This window comes from Collinsella aerofaciens (assembly GCF_964283865.1).
GTDB lineage: Bacteria > Actinomycetota > Coriobacteriia > Coriobacteriales > Coriobacteriaceae > Collinsella.
Window position 1 is genome coordinate 17,479 of record NZ_CAXYLS010000021.1, and the last position, 15,334, is coordinate 32,812.

Below are 15,334 nucleotides of genomic sequence, written 5' to 3' on the forward strand. Positions count from 1 at the left end.
GAGGACCCCGCGATCCTCGCTCGTTTTTTTGACCGGCAGTTAGGGACGTTCCTTTTCTGCCGGCAGTTTAGGAACGTCCCTAACTGCCGGCTCGGGAACGACAAAGCGCTAGTTCACCTCGACAGGCTTAGCGCCGGGATAGCGCTCCTCAAAGTCTAGGCGGTACTTATTGTCATTGGTGCCCGCCACGTTGTCGCGCGACAGCGGCGCCACGATCTCATTCTTGTGGTCCGCAGGCTTGGCGTATTTCAGGCTGATCTCCCAGGCATCACAGATTGCGTCAATGCGGTGATCCAGGTCGTCGTACAGGGCGATGATATCCTTCCAGGAGCTGTAGTTCTTGGAGCTCGTCGGGACGTCCAGGTCCTCGACGATGTCGTAATACTGCTCGATGGTGTCCTCCGTGCGCTCGGCGACGTCGGCGAGATTTTGACGGGTGGTTCGATCCTCTTCCAGATAGTTGCCGTTGAAGTTCTGCGCGCAGCCACGGACCTGGCTGTCGAGATCTTCGAGCAAGTCGTAGTATTCGCTCAGGCGACGGTAGAGGTTCTGCTCGGAGAGCGTTGCTTCGCCGCCATCCTCGTCGTCATCGTCATCATCGTCGTACAGGCTGTTGGGATTGCCGAGAGGCTTTAGGTCATCGTCGTCGACGTCATGGTGCAGCTTAGCTACCTCGGCAGTCGTCTGCGTGGCGGCGTTGTCGAACGGTCTGATCGCAAAGAAGATGACCAGGGCGATGATGATCGCCACCAGCACAACGATAACGGCGATAAGCGGCCCGGTGCCGCTCTTTTTGGGAGCGGGGGTCTGTGGCGAAGCGGGCGCGTATGCGGGAGCCGGCTGCTGTTGGGGCGAGCCGCTCGCGACGGGTATGCGCTGCGTGGTCTCGACGGCTTCGGTCCTTGCGGCGGGGTCGGGGCTATAGGCGAGGGGGTCGTCCGCCTTGGCTTGCGGCGTATCAAGGGAGCCGGTCTGCTCAAAAGCGGGCTGGCTATCGCTCGCGGCTGTTTGCTCAACGGGTGCACCGCACGAGGTGCAGAACTTGGCATTATCTTCAAGAAGCTTGCCGCACGAGGCGCAATACCGAGACATTGCCACTCCTTTCGCCACATTTCAATGCAATACGACGATTATACCCAGCATCCAAAATTCCCCATCATACGTTGCGGTGAAATAGGGACTGTTTGGCGGTCTCAGAGCTTCAATCAGTCCCTATTTCACCGCAACTTTGGAAAGGCGCCTTTAGCCATTGGGGACGTGCCGAGCACTGGGGTATCATGGCTTGGTTGCTATAACTCGCATTTACGCGCCTTGTAGGAAGGGGCTGCGCCCATGGCTTTTGAGCCTGCTCAACATAGCTTTATCACGCTCGAGGGCGTCGACGGTGCCGGCAAGTCCACGCAGGCGCGCCTGCTTGCCCGTGCGCTCGACCTTGCCGGCTACCAGGTTGTGACCCTGCGTGAGCCGGGCGGCACTGCCATCAGCGAAAAGATTCGCGCCCTGCTGCTCGACCCTGCCAACACGACGATGGGCGATACCTGCGAGCTGTTGCTCTACGAGGCTGCGCGTGCCCAGCTGGTGCACGAGGTCATCGCGCCCGCCCTCGCTGCCGGCAAGGTGGTCCTGTGCGATCGCTTCTACGATTCCACGACCTGCTACCAGGCGTTTGCCGATGGCCTCGATCGCCAGATAGTGCGCGACGCCAACAACCTGGCCGTCGCGGGTACGCACCCGGCGCTCACACTCGTCTATCACATCGCGCCCGAGCAGGCGGCGCTGCGCATGGCAGCCCGTGGCGCGGCAGATCGCATGGAGGCAAAAGGCGTGGCATTCCAGGAGCGTGTCTACCAGGGCTTTTGCGCAATCGCTGCCGAGGAGCCAAACCGCGTAAAGCTCATCGACGCCACTGCGACCGTCGAGGAAGTCTTCGAGAAGACGGTCGAGCAGGTTCGCGCGTATGGTCTCGACATTCCGCAGGAAGCCGTTGCCGCCGCGCTTGCCAAGGAGGCCGAGTAGCATGGCCCCCGCTCAGGCAAGCCTGCTGGCCAAGCTCGACACCCAAGAGCGCGTGCGCGACTTTTTGACCAATGCCGTCGCTAGCGGTCGCGCGTCGCACGCCTACCTGTTTTTGGGCGCGCCCGGCGCGGGCAAGCTCGACGCCGCGTGGGCGCTCGCCCAAGCCTTCCTGTGCGAGCAGGACGGCTGCGGCGCATGCGACAGCTGCGTGCGCGTCTCTCGACATACGCATCCCGACGTGCACTATTACACGCCCGAGAGCGCCACGGGTTACCTCATCGCCCAGACCCGCGAGCTGCTCGACGACGTGCCGCTGGCGCCCATCCGCGCCAAGGCAAAGGTCTACATCATCGACCGTGCCGAGCAGCTGCGCGCCAACACCGCCAACGCGCTGCTCAAAACGCTCGAGGAGCCGCCCGAGGGCGTCATGTTCATCCTGTTGGGTACCTCGGCAGACGTGATGCTGCCCACCATCGTGAGCCGCTGCCAGTGTGTGCCGTTTCGGCTGGTGTCTCCCACCGTGGCCGCGCAGGTCGTGAGCCGCGCCACCGGGCAGGATCCCGCGCGCTGCCGCATGGCCGTCGCCGTGGCGGGAAGCCCCACGCGTGGTATCGAGTTCCTCAAGAGCGCCGAGCGCCAGGACGCCCGTCGCCAGATGATCCGTGCCATCGACTCACTCATTGCCGCCGACGAGGCCGATGTACTCAGCCGTGCCAAGTCGCTCATCGTCGCCGTCAAGGCGCCGTTGGCCGAGGTCAAGTCCACGCAGGAAAAGGTGCTCGAGCAAAATGCCGACTACCTGTCGCGTGGAGCATTGAAGCAGCTTGAGGACCGCAACAAGCGCGAACTCAACGCGCGCGAGCGTTCGGGTATCATGGAAGCGCTGGCGAGCGCGCGGACGCTCATGCGCGACGTGCTGCTGACGCTTCAGGATGAGGCGGCCGACGTCGTGAACGAGGATGTGCGCGACACGATCGGTCGGCTTGCCGCCGCGACCAATGTTGCGGGTGCCACCCAGGCGCTCGAAGCGGTCGCAACCGCCGAGCGCAACATCGCCAGAAACGTTACTCCCCAGCTGGCCATCGAGGTCATGCTGTTCGATATCAGGAAGGCACTGAAATGCCGTTAGTCGTACCCGTTAAGTTTACCTACGCCTCGCGCGACCTGTGGTTCGACCCGCAGGATTTGGATATCCTCGAGGCCGATTATGCCATCTGCTCCACCGAGCGCGGAACCGAGATCGGCCTGGTCACGGCCGATCCCTTCGAGGTACCGCAGGACGAGATCGGCCAGCCGCTCAAGCCCGTGCTGCGCGTGGCGAGCGACATCGACCTGCAGCTTGCCGATGATCTGGCCATCCAGGGCGACGAGGCCATGGTCGATTTCCGTCGCCTGGTCAAGGAGCTCGACCTCGAGATGAAGCCGGTCGGCGTGGAGTACCTGTTTGGCGGCGAGAAGGCCGTGTTCTACTTTGCGGCCGAGGAACGCGTCGATTTTCGCCAGCTCGTCAAGGATCTGTCCTCGACGCTGCACATTCGCGTCGACATGCGCCAGATCGGCGTGCGCGACGAGACTCGCCTGGTGGGCGGCTATGCCCAGTGCGGCCAGGAGCTCTGTTGCACGCGCTTTGGCGGACAGTTTGAGCCCGTCTCGATCCGCATGGCAAAAGAGCAGGACCTGCCGCTCAATTCCTCCAAGATCAGCGGCGTTTGCGGCCGCCTGATGTGCTGCCTGCGCTACGAGTTCGAGGCCTACAAGGACTTTAAGAGCCGCGCGCCCAAAAAGAAGACGCTTATCGATACGCCGCTCGGCAAGGCGCGTATTCAGGAATATGACACGCCGCGCGAGCAGCTGGTGCTGCGCCTGGAGAACGGCAAGGTCTTTAAGGTCAACCTGGCTGATATGACCTGCTCGGAGGGCTGCAAAAAGAAGGCCGCCGAGCAGGGCTGCAGCTGCCGCCCCGACTGCGTGACGCGCGACGTGCTCGAGCGCATCGAGTCGCCCGAGATGCGCCTGGCGCTCATGGAGCTCGACCGCGAGAACGGCGTCGACGTGGGCGATGGCCTGTCGAGCGCCGACCGTCTTGCTGGCACGTCGATGCCCAAGCGCCGTCGTCGCGATGCCGATTCCGATGCCCGCGCCGGTCAGGGGCAGGGCGAGGGTCGTGGCCGCGGAAAGGGCCGTGGCAATGCCGCAACGCCTGAGGCCGAGGAGGCCGCCGGTGGCCGTCGTCGTCGCAAGCGCGCGGGCTCGGGCGATGTCGGCGAGGCCGCTCCCGCAGGCAAGAATTCCCCCCGCGAGCGCGAAGCTCAGCAGCCTCAACAGCAAAATCGCGGCGGTGGCATGAATCCCACGCGCCGTCGCCGCCGCCATTTGTCGAGCGAGGAGCGCGAGGACGCCTTCCGCGCCGCAGCCGCTCGCGAAGCCGGTGCCGCCCCCAAGGGTGGTTCGGGTTCCGATACGCCTGCCGACAAGGGTAGCAAGCAGCGCAACGATGACGAGCGCGCCCCGCGTCCGCGTCGTCGCCATTCCTCGGGCACGCAGCAAAAGCCCTCGGTGCCCTCCGTTGCCGATCAGGTCTCGGATGGCGAGGTCAAGGTCACGCGTCGTCGCCCCGGAGATGGCGGAGGGGCGGCTGCCAAGGCCGCGCGCGGCGCTGCTCGCGACGAACGCGAGTCGCGCGAAGATCGTGGTGGCGAGGGTTCGGCCGACCAGGGCCAGAAGCGCCGTCGCCGTCGTCGTTCCCGCAAGCCGCGTCAAGATGGTGGCGAGGGTTCGACCCCGTCTTCGTCTGCACCACAACCGCCTACCGGCGAATAGCGCCCGCAAACGGATTTAACCTGCCTGACCCCAAACGCGTCGGGGTACCATAGCACTGAATCAACAACCCTCCCTGCGACCGAACGTAGGGAGGGTTGTGTCGTGAAGAGATATTTGAATGTGTTGGGATGCCTGCAAGGTGCCGGCATCCTGCCGTTTGCGGACGAATTGCTACCGTTTGCCGAGCTGGCGGCGTACGAGGCGCTTGAGGCGTTGTCGCCTACGCGATGCGCCGGCTGCGAGCGCTCCGGCGCGCTTATTTGCCAAGACTGCTTGGCGGCGCTTGCGCTCATCGACCCGCGGCATAGCTGCACTCGATGCGGCGCCCCGTTTGGAGACTTGCTGTGCACCGAGTGCTCGGTCGAGGGTTCGTCCTCGGCGATGGCCGAAGCACTCGACCGGTGCCTGGCATGTGCCGTTTACGCGCATCCGCTGCCGCGGATCATTAAAGCGTACAAAGACGCGGGCGAGCGACGCCTGGCTCCGTATCTGGCAGAGCTGCTATACGACACCGCCTTACATGCCCAGGTCGCGGCGCCCGAACGCTTAGGCGGTGTGTTGTCCGGCGCCGATGCGGTGGTGTTTGTGCCCGCGACTGCGGCGGCGTTTCGGCGACGCGGCTTCGATCATATGGAGGCCATCGCGCGCCCATTTTGCGAGCTGTCGGGTGTTCCGTTGCTCGACGCCCTCGTTAAATACGGCCATGGCGACCAGCGTGAACTCGGCCGTGAAGAACGCCGTGAACGCGTCCGAGGCATGTACGAGACCGTTGAGGACGTGCGGGGCCGCCGCCTGCTGCTTATCGACGACGTTATCACCACGGGTGCGACGATGGCAGCGGCTTCGGCGGAACTCAAGCGCGCCGGTGCCGCGGCCGTTGATGGCCTCGCTATCGCACGTGTTTGGTAGGGGTGGTTTTGTGGCAGTGAAGATTGAGCGGCGCAACGAGCCGACAGGCGAACAGCTAGCGGCTTCCGTAATCCTAACAGGCGCTTCAGCGCTGCGCATGATGCGCGCCGAGCGCCGGCAGATGGGCTATATCAGCTGGAAGGACCTCAATCCCGATGAAGAGCGCCGTGTGCTGCGCACGTCGTCGCCCTCGACCGAGGACATCTATCTTCCCGACTTGGTGCGAATTGGAGCCGCAAGCGGCGAGGTGCAAGAGGATTTGTGCTTGCTGGTGGGATCTGCGGCGCAGCGCCGCCGCATGCCTAGCGTAGGCTGGTCCGTGTGTTCCGGGTTGCCCGCCGGCTCGATTCTAGAGGTGGAACCGGGGGTGTACAGCTTGTCTCCCGAGGCCCTCTGCCTTGCCGTTGCGCGCGAACTTGGCTGTATCCAGGCATTTGCCCTGGCCCAGGAGCTGTGCTCTAAGATTTCACTGAGCGACCGCGGGAAGTATCTGCCTCCCTACACCTCGCCTGTTACGAATAAACTTGCAAAGGACAAGGACCAGCCAGCAGACGTGGGCTACTTTGAAGTCGAGCCGGCGCTGACGCCCGATCGCCTGGCAGATTACCTTGCGGCATGCAAGGGGAATGTGGCCAAACAGCTGCTGCGTCTGTGTCCCTACCTGTCAGAAAACCTGCTCTCGCCCATGGAGTGCATCATGCTCGCTCTGTTTTCGCTTCCGTTTTCCTATGGCGGATTTGACTGCGGTCCCTTTAAGACCGACTACAAGATCGAGTTCGATGACCGCGCGCAGGCAATCTCGGGGATGCCGCATGCAGTTTGCGATGCGTATCAGGAAGCAGCCCGGTTTGACCTTGAATACAACGGTGAGCTGGGCCATTCCTCCCGGAGGGGACGTATCCATGATGAAAAACGCAACACGGGCTTGATTACTATGGGAATCGAGGTCGCGACGGTCAACAACGAAATGCTCTGCGACATGGAAGCGATGGAAGCGCTCGCATGGCGCATCCACCAGCGTATGCGAAAGCGGTACCGGAATCGTGTCGATGCCCGCAGGAAGAAGCAAGAGGCGTTGCTTAACACGCTGCGGGCGTGTTTTGGGCTTAAGCCGGTCTAATTCACGTCGAAAATAGGGGGTTAATCATATGCCCTGGCCAAAATATGGCAAATATGAGTACTGTCACTAAATCAGTAACAGCAAAATCAAGGAATTTAGGACTCGGAGGCGGCATAAAGTAAGAAGATAATAAACAAATGTGGAATAACTAAGCATCAGGTTAGCGACATTGAGCGCAAAATCTGTCCGAGAGGCCAAAATTGCCTGTTACTAAATTGGTGACAGTACTCATATCTGCCATTTTTTTGGCCACGGCACCCTAGGAAGGGTGCCCCGGAGCTCCCCATAGGGGAGCTCCGGGCTTCACAGAGGCACGAATAGCCCACTCCGACCTGCGAAATCTGTACTCGCGATGCGAATGACGCCCCTAACCTTAAACTTTAGCTTGAACTTAGCTATAATGCGCTACGTTCCTACCAGGCTGTGGTTGCGGACGGACGAAATGCCCGTCCTAGTCCAAGACAGACGCGGTCAAAGGGATCCACGTAAGCGACCGCGTGCGCGCGGCGCGATCATGGCGCGTCCTAGATGTAAGCCGCACCGTCCGTTCTACTTTCTTTGGGGCAATACCGCCTCGCGGGCGAGCGGGCCAGTCGTGAAGGTGGCTGCGGCCTCCCGAGCAAACACCCCGGTGCGCAAGTGTGGGGTCAAATACCAGGTCAGCTGGTGGGAACAATCTGATATTTCGTGCAACGCACGGATCGTATACGACACAGAAGGCAGGGTAGTGGACATGGTGAGGGGCAGCTTGATGCACGCGGCTCGGTTAGGTGCTGGGACCGCAGCGGTCATCGCCGTTTTGGGCCTGAGCGGATGCGCGTTCAACCCGCTGTCTACGTTCACGACTCCCACGATCGACCAGATCGAGTACGAGACCGTCACGTCCGCGGTGTCGGATGATGCCCTGGTCACCCCCGGTACCCTGACGGTTGCCCTCGATACCTCCGATGCGCCGCAGGCCATGCAGGGCGCTGACGGCGAGCTCACGGGGTATGCAGTCGACGCTGCCCGCGCCCTCGCAAGCCGCATGGGCCTTAAGGTCGCCTTTGTCGATGCGTCCTCGGCAGGTTCCGCGCTCGGTGACAAAAAGGCTGATATCTTTATCGGCGAGATCAACTCCACGGATGGGGACGTTAGCTCGCTCGGCACCTGCCTGTACGATGCCGCTTCCGTGTTCGGTAAAACCAGCGATGGTGGGTCGCTAAGCGTTTCCACCGATACCCTTAACACGTCTACTCTGGGTGTCCAGATGTCCTCGGCCTCGCAGGAGGCGCTTGCTAAGCAGAGCATCACCGCCAACCAAAAGACCTACTCCAACATCAACGAGTGCTTTGAGGCACTCGAGTCCGGCGAGGTCGACTATGTAATCTGCGACTCCACGGCCGGCGGCTACCTTGCACGCCTGATGAGCGAGGTCTCCTATGCCGGTTCGCTCGAGGCGCCCTCGACGCTTGGTGTTGCGGGCCTCTCGTCCAATGACGAACTGTGCCGTGCCGTGAGCGATGCCCTCGACGGTATTACGGCCGACGGCACGCTCGAGGCGGTCCACTCTGTCTGGTATGGCAGGATGCCCTACGACCTCACCACTAAGACGGTTTCGGGCGCTAACGTGCAGCCGGGCGACTCTGAGTCCAGTGAGACCGCATCCTCCGGCAGCGAGTCCTCCGATTCCAACAATGAGACCGCATCCTCCGAAGACAAATCGTCCAGCCAGGAAGACACTATCACCGACGACGACATTAACAAGCTCAATAGCTAGTTATTGCTAGGGGTGGCGTCTCCTACGCGCTAGGAGGGACGCCTCTTCACGGTTTCAACACGCATCGCCGGGCTCTCCCAACAGGGGAGCCCGGCTTTTTCGTTTCCAAAAAACCAGCAGGTCAAAGACATTTTTTAGGTGCAAAAGCAAAGTCGCCGTCGCTCTTCCATAGCGCACTTTGCCACAGAAAAGTGCGAGACTTCGGTATGCGGTATCAAGCAATCGTTATTCGGGTCTTTAGGAATCCGCGTGATTAAATGCACGGCAATGGGTACATAGCCAGTACAGTAAGTCCCCGAGGCAGATTGGAGCCACGTATGGATATCAAGGTTTCTGGACGCAAGACGACGGTAACCGATGCTCTGCGTGCGCATGTGGATGAGAAGATCGGCGAGGCGCTCAAGGTTTTCGATATCGAGCCCATGACAGTCGACGTCGTGCTTCGTTATGAGAAGAACCCCTCGAACCCCAACCCGGCAATCGTCGAGGTCACGGTTCGTGCCCGCGGCTCTGTGATTCGCGTTGCCGAGCACGGCGCAGATATGTATGCCGCCATCGACCTCTCCGCCGATAAGGTTACCCGCCAGCTGCGCAAGTTCAAGACTAAGGTCGTGGACAACCGCCAGGGTGGTGCCAGCGCCGCGGATGTCGCACCGGTCGAGCGCGTCGAGGATCTGGCCGACCTGCTGCTGCCCGAGGAGGAAGACGACCTGCTCGTCCGCGAGAAGGTTATCGACGTCACTCCGATGACTGAGGAGCAGGCGCTGGTGCAGACCGATCTGCTCGGTCACGACTTCTACGTGTTCGAGAACGCGACGACCGGCCTTATCAATGTGGTGTATCACCGTAAGAATGGTGGATATGGCATCATCAAGCCCCGCATCGAAACACTTGACGAGTAAAATACGTTAACTTGCATGAGTTAACGGCTGGCGGCCATCCCATGCGGGTGGCCGCCTTTTTACGTAAGGAGTCGCTTTGATGGACAAGGCCGCATCCGCCGGTCATTCGGACCGTTGCCGCATCGTCGTCGATACCTGCTGCGACTTTAGCCCCGAGGTCGCCGCGAACCTCGATGTCGATATCCTGGGTTTCCCCTTCATTATCGATGGCGAGGAGCGTACGGACGACATCTGGTCGAGCATGAGCCCTAAGGAGTTCTACGACCGCATGCGCGCCGGTGCCCGCGTGTCCACCTCGGCTGTGTCGCTCGGTCGCTATATCGAGTTCTTTACCGAGTGCGCCAAAGAGGGCACGCCCACGGTCTACCTGTGCTTTACCTCGGCGCTGTCGTCGAGCTACAACTCCGCGTGCCAGGCGGCAGATGCCGTGCGCGCCGAGTATCCCAACTTTGAGCTCTACGTGGTCGACAACGCTCTGCCCTGCGCGACCGGCGCGCTCTTGGCGCTCGAGGCCGTGCGCCAGCGTTCGGCGGGACTGACCGCCAAGCAGCTGGTCGACTGGGTAAACGAGGCTAAGACCTATGTCCACGGTTACTTTACGCTCGAGAGCTTCGACGCACTGGCTGCTGGCGGCCGCATTCCGCCCGCGGCGGCGCAGCTCACGGCAAAACTCGACGTCAAGCCCGAGCTTTCCTACGACCTTGCCGGCTCGCTGTCGCTGATCGGCGTCAACCGCGGCCGCAAGAAGGCGCTCAAGTCCATCCTCAAGTCGTTCCGCGAGAACTATGTGCCCGATCGCACCATGCCCATCGCCATTATGACGGCCGATGCCGAAAAGGACGGCGACTGGCTCGAAGCCGCCATCCGCAAGGAGGAGGGTTGCGCCGACGTCACGATCATTCGCAGCTCCGTCGGTCCTACCATCGGCTCGCACGTGGGCCCCGGCATGGTGGCCTGCGCGTTTTGGGGTAAGAACCGCGCCGACAAGGCGTCGCTTTCCGACCGCATCGCCCGCCGCGTGCGCGGTCAGTAGGCAAGTAACGCGGCCGTAATCGATCCCAACTCACAGCCCAAACGCTGGCACCGAGTATTCAACCTGGTAATAACACCCAACCCAAAAGGAAAGGCTTCATGGCAAACAAGCTCTCTGTCGCATTCATCGGCACCGGAATCATGGGTGCCCCCATCGCCGGCCACATCCTGGATGCCGGCTATCCCGTCACGGTCAACAACCGTACCAAGTCCAAGGCCGTCGCGCTTATCGAGCGCGGTGCCGTTTGGGCCGATACGCCGGCAGATGCCGTGGCGAACGCCGACGTCGTCTTTACCATGGTGGGTTATCCCTCCGAGGTCGAGGAGCTCTACCTGGCGGGCGACGGCCTGCTCGCGTGCACTAAGCCCGGCGCGGTCCTGATCGACCTCACCACAAGCTCGCCCGAGCTGGCGCGCGACATTGCCGAGGCCGCCCAGGTTTCCGGCCGCATGGCGTTTGACTGCCCCGTCACCGGCGGCGAGTCGGGCGCTATCGCCGGTACGCTCACGGCTATCGTGGGCGCTACCGAGAACGACATCGCGCCGGTCCGCGACATCCTTGCCACCTTTGCGGCCAACATCTGCTGCTTCGACGGCGCCGGCAAGGGCCAGGCTGCCAAGCTCGCCAACCAGGTGTCGCTGGGCGCCTGCATGGTCGGCATGGCAGACGCCATGGCATTTGCCGAGCTGAGCGGCCTTGACCTGGAGAAGACCCGCCAGATGATCCTGGGCGGTACCGGCAAGTCCGGCGCCATGGAGAGCCTGGCTCCCAAGGCGCTTGACGGCGACTACAAGCCCGGCTTTATGGTCGAGCACTTCATTAAGGACCTGCGCTTGGCGCTCGCTTACGCCGATGACCGCGAGCTCGCGCTGCCCGGTGCCGACGTCGCTTTTACGCTCTACGACATGCTCGACGCCATCGGTGGCGCCAAGCTGGGCACCCAGGCCATCACGGTTCTCTACAAGGAGGAGGCCGACGCCATCGCCGCCGGTCTGGACTGGTCGCAGTATCGCCCCGAGGAGCATGGCGCTCACGAGGAAGGTTGCGGTTGCGGCGAGCACGGCGAGGACCATGAGTGCGGCTGTGGCCATCACCATGGCGAGGACCACGAGTGCTGCGGCGGCCACGGCCATGACGACGGCCACGAGTGCTGCTGCGGCCACCATCACGGGGAGTAGCGCCCATGAGCTGGACGTTCGTGGTGCTTGCGCTGGTACTCTTTCTCTTTGCGATCTACATCGGCTTTCTGTGCGGCCAGTGGGCGTGCGAAAAGCGTGTCATCACCAAGCGCGACTACTGGATTGCCAACTTTGCAGGAGCGGCGGCGGTCGTCCTACTGACCTGGGTGTTCTCGCTGTTCCCGCTGGTGCAGTTTGCGCCGATCGGCTGGCTCGGCGGCTTTATCGCCGGCCTTAAGATGAGCTTTGGCGAGTCCGTCGGTCCATGGCGCAAGCACGACGAGGTTTTTAACGTCAACAAGGCTCATCGCGCCGCCGCCGACGCGGGCGACGCCGAGGAGCGCCGCCGTGCACGTCGCAATGGCGCGGCCGACCGGCAGCTCATCTCGGTCACCGATGACAGCAAGGGTGCTGGCAAGCACGCCAAGAAATAAAAAGAAGAGGTAACTATGGCAGAAAACAAAGACGAACAGCTCACCGACGAGGAGCTGGCACAGCTCCAGCTGGCAGAGGAGAACGAGAACGCCGTCGACCGTCTGGTCCAGGAGCTCGGCTGCCCCACGCGCCGCATCCGCCAGTTTGCCGCCCGCGTGCTGCACCTGCTTGCCGAGCGCGATCCGCAGCGCGTCGTGCCCTGCGTGCCCGCGTTGATCGAGGCGCTCGACCGCCCCGAGGCGCAGACCCGCTGGGAGGCCCTCGATGCCCTGACGGCGCTCGCCACCACCTGCCCCGAGCAGCTGGGCGATGCCTTTGAGGGCGCCGAGACCGCACTGTTCGACGAGATCTCCTCCACGCTGCGCTATGCCGCCTTCCGCCTGCTGTGCGTGTGGGGTGCCACGAGCGTCGAGCGTTCGCGCGAGGCTTGGCCCATCCTGGACGAGGCCATCCAGTGCTACCACGGCGACCTTGAGTATCGCGACATGCTCGGTTGCCTGTACGAGTTTTGCCAGGGCGAGATCGACGCCGAGGTTGCCGAGAAGCTTGCGCTGCGCCTTAAGTTCGATGCCGAGAACGGTAAGGGCAGCTATCTTAAGGCCCGTTCGAGCGAGATTTGCGAAATGCTTGTTAAACGTTTTGGCCTGGATCTCTCCAAAAAGAAGAAGCGTGCTAGCGTAAAAAAATCTGACGACGCCGAAGACGAGGAGTAACAGATTATGGCGCACGATGTAGTCCTGATTCCCGGTGACGGTATCGGTCCCGAGATTACGCAGGCCATGCGCCGCGTGGTCGAGGCCACCGGTGTCCAGATCAACTGGAACGTCCAGGAGGCCGGTGCCGGCGTCATGGACGAGTTTGGCACGCCGCTGCCCCAGCACGTGCTCGATGCGGTCGCCGAGACCAAGGTTGCCATCAAGGGCCCCATCACCACGCCGGTCGGCACGGGTTTCCGCAGCGTTAACGTGGCCCTGCGCAAGCACTTCGACCTGTACGCCTGCGTGCGCCCCTGCCTGTCGCAGCCGGGCGACGGCTCGCGCTTCCGCGACGTCGACCTGGTCATCGTGCGTGAGAACACCGAGGACCTCTACGCCGGGATCGAGTTCGATGAGGGCGCTGCCGAGGTCGAGGAGCTCTCACAGCTTGTCGAGCGCTCGGGTCAGAAGACCTTCGCCGCCGATTCCGCCATCTCAATTAAGCCCATCTCCATCGCCAAGAGCCGCCGCATTGTGGAGTACGCCTTTGAGTACGCCCGCCGCTGCGGCCGTAAAAAGGTGACGGCCGTGCACAAGGCCAACATTATGAAGGCGACCGATGGCCTGTTCCTGCGCGTTGCGCGCGAGGTGGCCGCCAACTATCCCGATATTGAGTTCAACGACAAGATCGTCGACGCCACCTGCATGGGCCTGGTCCAGAACCCCAACGACTTCGATGTCCTGGTGCTGCCCAACCTGTACGGCGATATCGTCAGCGACCTGTGCGCCGGCCTGGTAGGTGGCCTGGGTATGGCCCCCGGCTCCAACATCGGTGCCGACTGCGCCATCTTCGAGGCAACGCATGGCTCCGCGCCCGATATCGCTGGCCAGGATATCGCCAACCCCACGGCCGAGATTCTGTCTGCGGCTATGATGCTCGATCATCTGGGCGAGAACGATGCGGCCAATCGTATCCGCGCCGCCGTGTCCGCCACGCTCGACGAGGGTAAGCAGGTTACCGGCGACGTGCGTCGTGCCCAGACCGGCTCCGTCGAGGGCGCCGTGGGCACGCAGGCCTTTGCCGATGCCGTTATCGCGCACCTGGCCTAAGACATGCAGGCTGCAAACGCCTAAATAGTACTTAAGTGTTTGCGTATAACCTAAGAATCAATACGCCCGGCACTCTGTCGGGCGTATTCTATTGAAGACTATGTTTCCTAACAAGGAGTAACTGATATGGGTCTGATTCAAAAGAAGGACGAGAAGGACGAGATCGACGGCATCCAGATCATCGAGCGCGGCGAAGGCCCCGACGGTGACGAGGACGAGAAGATCGATCTGGTCGCCGGTACGTCTGCCGAGCACATTGCCGCCGGCACGACGGCCGAGGAGGAGGACGCCCGACTGGAGGCTCAGATTGCCGCGGATGCCGCTGACGAGAATCTGATGCCCGAGGCCCAGGATGAGGACGACGATATTCTGGGTTCCGATGAAGACGACCATGCATCCAGGCACAAGAAGACGATGATTGCCGCCTTTGTGGTTGCCGTCGTGATCGCCGCCGTGGTCGGCTTCTTTATTGGCAATGGCGGCTTTGGCGGCAAGGGTGTCGGCTCGTCGACCCTGACCGAGGACCAGCTCGATTCGACCGTGGCAAGCTATAGCTACAACGGCAAGAAGAGCGACATCACCGCGCGCGAGGCCATCGAGAGCCAGTACAGCCTCGACACCGTCAAGGATAGCGATGGCAACTACACCGCTCCTTCTGCCGACGTCATCCTGTCCTACGTGCGCAACAAGATCCTGCTCGACGCTGCCGAGGACGAGGGCATTACCGTCTCCTCTAAGGAGATGAAGCAGTACGCCGAGGAATCCATCGGCACTTCGGACTACAAGACCATGGCCACGCAGTATGGCGTGTCCAAGGACCAGGCCAAGCAGATCGTCCGCCAGTCCGCGACGCTGCAGAAGCTCTACAAGAAGAAGGTGGGCGATAGCTCCGCAAGCATGCCGACCGCCCCGACCGAGCCTGCTGACGGCAACGAGGAGACCGCGAGCAAGGACTACGCCGATTACATCATCAAACTTGCCGGCGACGAGTGGGATAGCGAAAAGGGCACCTGGAAGGACGCCGATAGCACCTACGCTAAGGCCTTCGCTGACGATGCCTTTACGGCTGATAGCGCTACCTACAAGCAGGCCATGACCGCCTATTACACCGCCTACCAGCAGTACTCTTCGCAGGCTTCGAGCGCCAGCTCCAAGTGGACCGAGTATGCTAACGGCCTGTATGCCAAGGCCAACATCAGCATCTATGGTCTGTTTGCATAAAGATCTGTCTGAGCCGCCGAGCGCGTAACCGAAATATCTGAATAAGCCCGCTAGAACGGATGTGAACTGCCTCCCATTTCTTGGACATGAGAAATGGGAGGCTTTCTTTATGCGCGTTGATTTGAGAGTGAAGCAT

At 61.9% G+C, this 15,334-nt stretch carries 14 protein-coding genes; 13 read left to right on the forward strand and 1 reads right to left on the reverse strand.

Features of this window, described 5'->3' with window-relative positions; all coding sequences use genetic code 11:
- Nucleotides 1-108: 108 nt before the first annotated feature.
- On the reverse strand, nt 109-1,092 hold the full coding sequence (locus tag ACRX4W_RS09055; RefSeq protein ID WP_117565016.1) for a zinc-ribbon domain-containing protein: 984 nt from the start codon (nt 1,090-1,092) through the stop codon (nt 109-111).
- A gap of 240 nt (nt 1,093-1,332) precedes the next feature.
- On the opposite strand from ACRX4W_RS09055, the gene tmk reads away from it, so the two are divergent.
- The 13 genes from tmk to ACRX4W_RS09120 all read left to right on the forward strand — a co-directional run bounded on the left by tmk (nt 1,333) and on the right by ACRX4W_RS09120 (nt 15,198).
- Nucleotides 1,333-2,016 (forward strand): dTMP kinase, encoded by a 684-nt coding sequence (tmk, locus tag ACRX4W_RS09060; RefSeq protein WP_117772884.1) that lies wholly within the window; start codon nt 1,333-1,335, stop codon nt 2,014-2,016.
- Nucleotide 2,017: 1 nt separating this feature from the next.
- Nucleotides 2,018-3,145 carry a DNA polymerase III subunit gene (locus tag ACRX4W_RS09065; RefSeq protein WP_117772886.1) on the forward strand — a complete coding sequence of 376 codons (1,128 nt, stop codon included), beginning with the start codon at nt 2,018-2,020 and terminating at the stop codon, nt 3,143-3,145.
- On the forward strand, nt 3,136-4,836 hold the full coding sequence (locus tag ACRX4W_RS09070) for a PSP1 domain-containing protein (protein WP_117772888.1): 1,701 nt from the start codon (nt 3,136-3,138) through the stop codon (nt 4,834-4,836). The genes ACRX4W_RS09065 and ACRX4W_RS09070 overlap by 10 nt, the downstream gene beginning before the upstream one ends.
- Nucleotides 4,837-4,938: 102 nt before the next feature.
- Nucleotides 4,939-5,745: a ComF family protein gene (locus ACRX4W_RS09075; protein ID WP_231501531.1), complete on the forward strand. Its 807-nt coding sequence runs from the start codon at nt 4,939-4,941 to the stop codon at nt 5,743-5,745.
- Between the two features lie 10 nt (nt 5,746-5,755).
- A complete protein-coding gene (locus ACRX4W_RS09080) occupies nt 5,756-6,865 on the forward strand; it encodes a hypothetical protein (protein ID WP_124786548.1) in 1,110 nt (369 codons plus the stop codon).
- A 751-nt stretch (nt 6,866-7,616) separates the two neighbouring features.
- Entirely contained in the window at nt 7,617-8,624 is a 1,008-nt protein-coding gene (locus tag ACRX4W_RS09085; protein ID WP_432300159.1) for a substrate-binding periplasmic protein, read from the forward strand.
- Between the two features lie 317 nt (nt 8,625-8,941).
- The gene (gene hpf / locus ACRX4W_RS09090; protein WP_035137685.1) at nt 8,942-9,526 is read left to right on the forward strand and encodes a ribosome hibernation-promoting factor, HPF/YfiA family; all 585 of its coding nucleotides are present in this window, start codon (nt 8,942-8,944) and stop codon (nt 9,524-9,526) included.
- A 79-nt stretch (nt 9,527-9,605) separates the two neighbouring features.
- Complete coding sequence (locus ACRX4W_RS09095) at nt 9,606-10,559, forward strand: DegV family protein (protein ID WP_124786546.1); 954 nt, start codon at nt 9,606-9,608, stop codon at nt 10,557-10,559.
- Between the two features lie 98 nt (nt 10,560-10,657).
- Complete coding sequence (locus ACRX4W_RS09100; RefSeq protein WP_117583571.1) at nt 10,658-11,737, forward strand: NAD(P)-dependent oxidoreductase; 1,080 nt, start codon at nt 10,658-10,660, stop codon at nt 11,735-11,737.
- Nucleotides 11,738-11,742: 5 nt separating this feature from the next.
- Complete coding sequence (locus tag ACRX4W_RS09105; protein ID WP_055310425.1) at nt 11,743-12,171, forward strand: hypothetical protein; 429 nt, start codon at nt 11,743-11,745, stop codon at nt 12,169-12,171.
- A 15-nt stretch (nt 12,172-12,186) separates the two neighbouring features.
- Nucleotides 12,187-12,885: a HEAT repeat domain-containing protein gene (locus tag ACRX4W_RS09110; RefSeq protein WP_117564743.1), complete on the forward strand. Its 699-nt coding sequence runs from the start codon at nt 12,187-12,189 to the stop codon at nt 12,883-12,885.
- Between the two features lie 6 nt (nt 12,886-12,891).
- The gene (locus ACRX4W_RS09115; RefSeq protein ID WP_117802809.1) at nt 12,892-13,977 is read left to right on the forward strand and encodes an isocitrate/isopropylmalate dehydrogenase family protein; all 1,086 of its coding nucleotides are present in this window, start codon (nt 12,892-12,894) and stop codon (nt 13,975-13,977) included.
- 126 nt (nt 13,978-14,103) lie between these two features.
- Nucleotides 14,104-15,198: a hypothetical protein gene (locus ACRX4W_RS09120; protein WP_161194361.1), complete on the forward strand. Its 1,095-nt coding sequence runs from the start codon at nt 14,104-14,106 to the stop codon at nt 15,196-15,198.
- Nucleotides 15,199-15,334 lie beyond the last annotated feature (136 nt).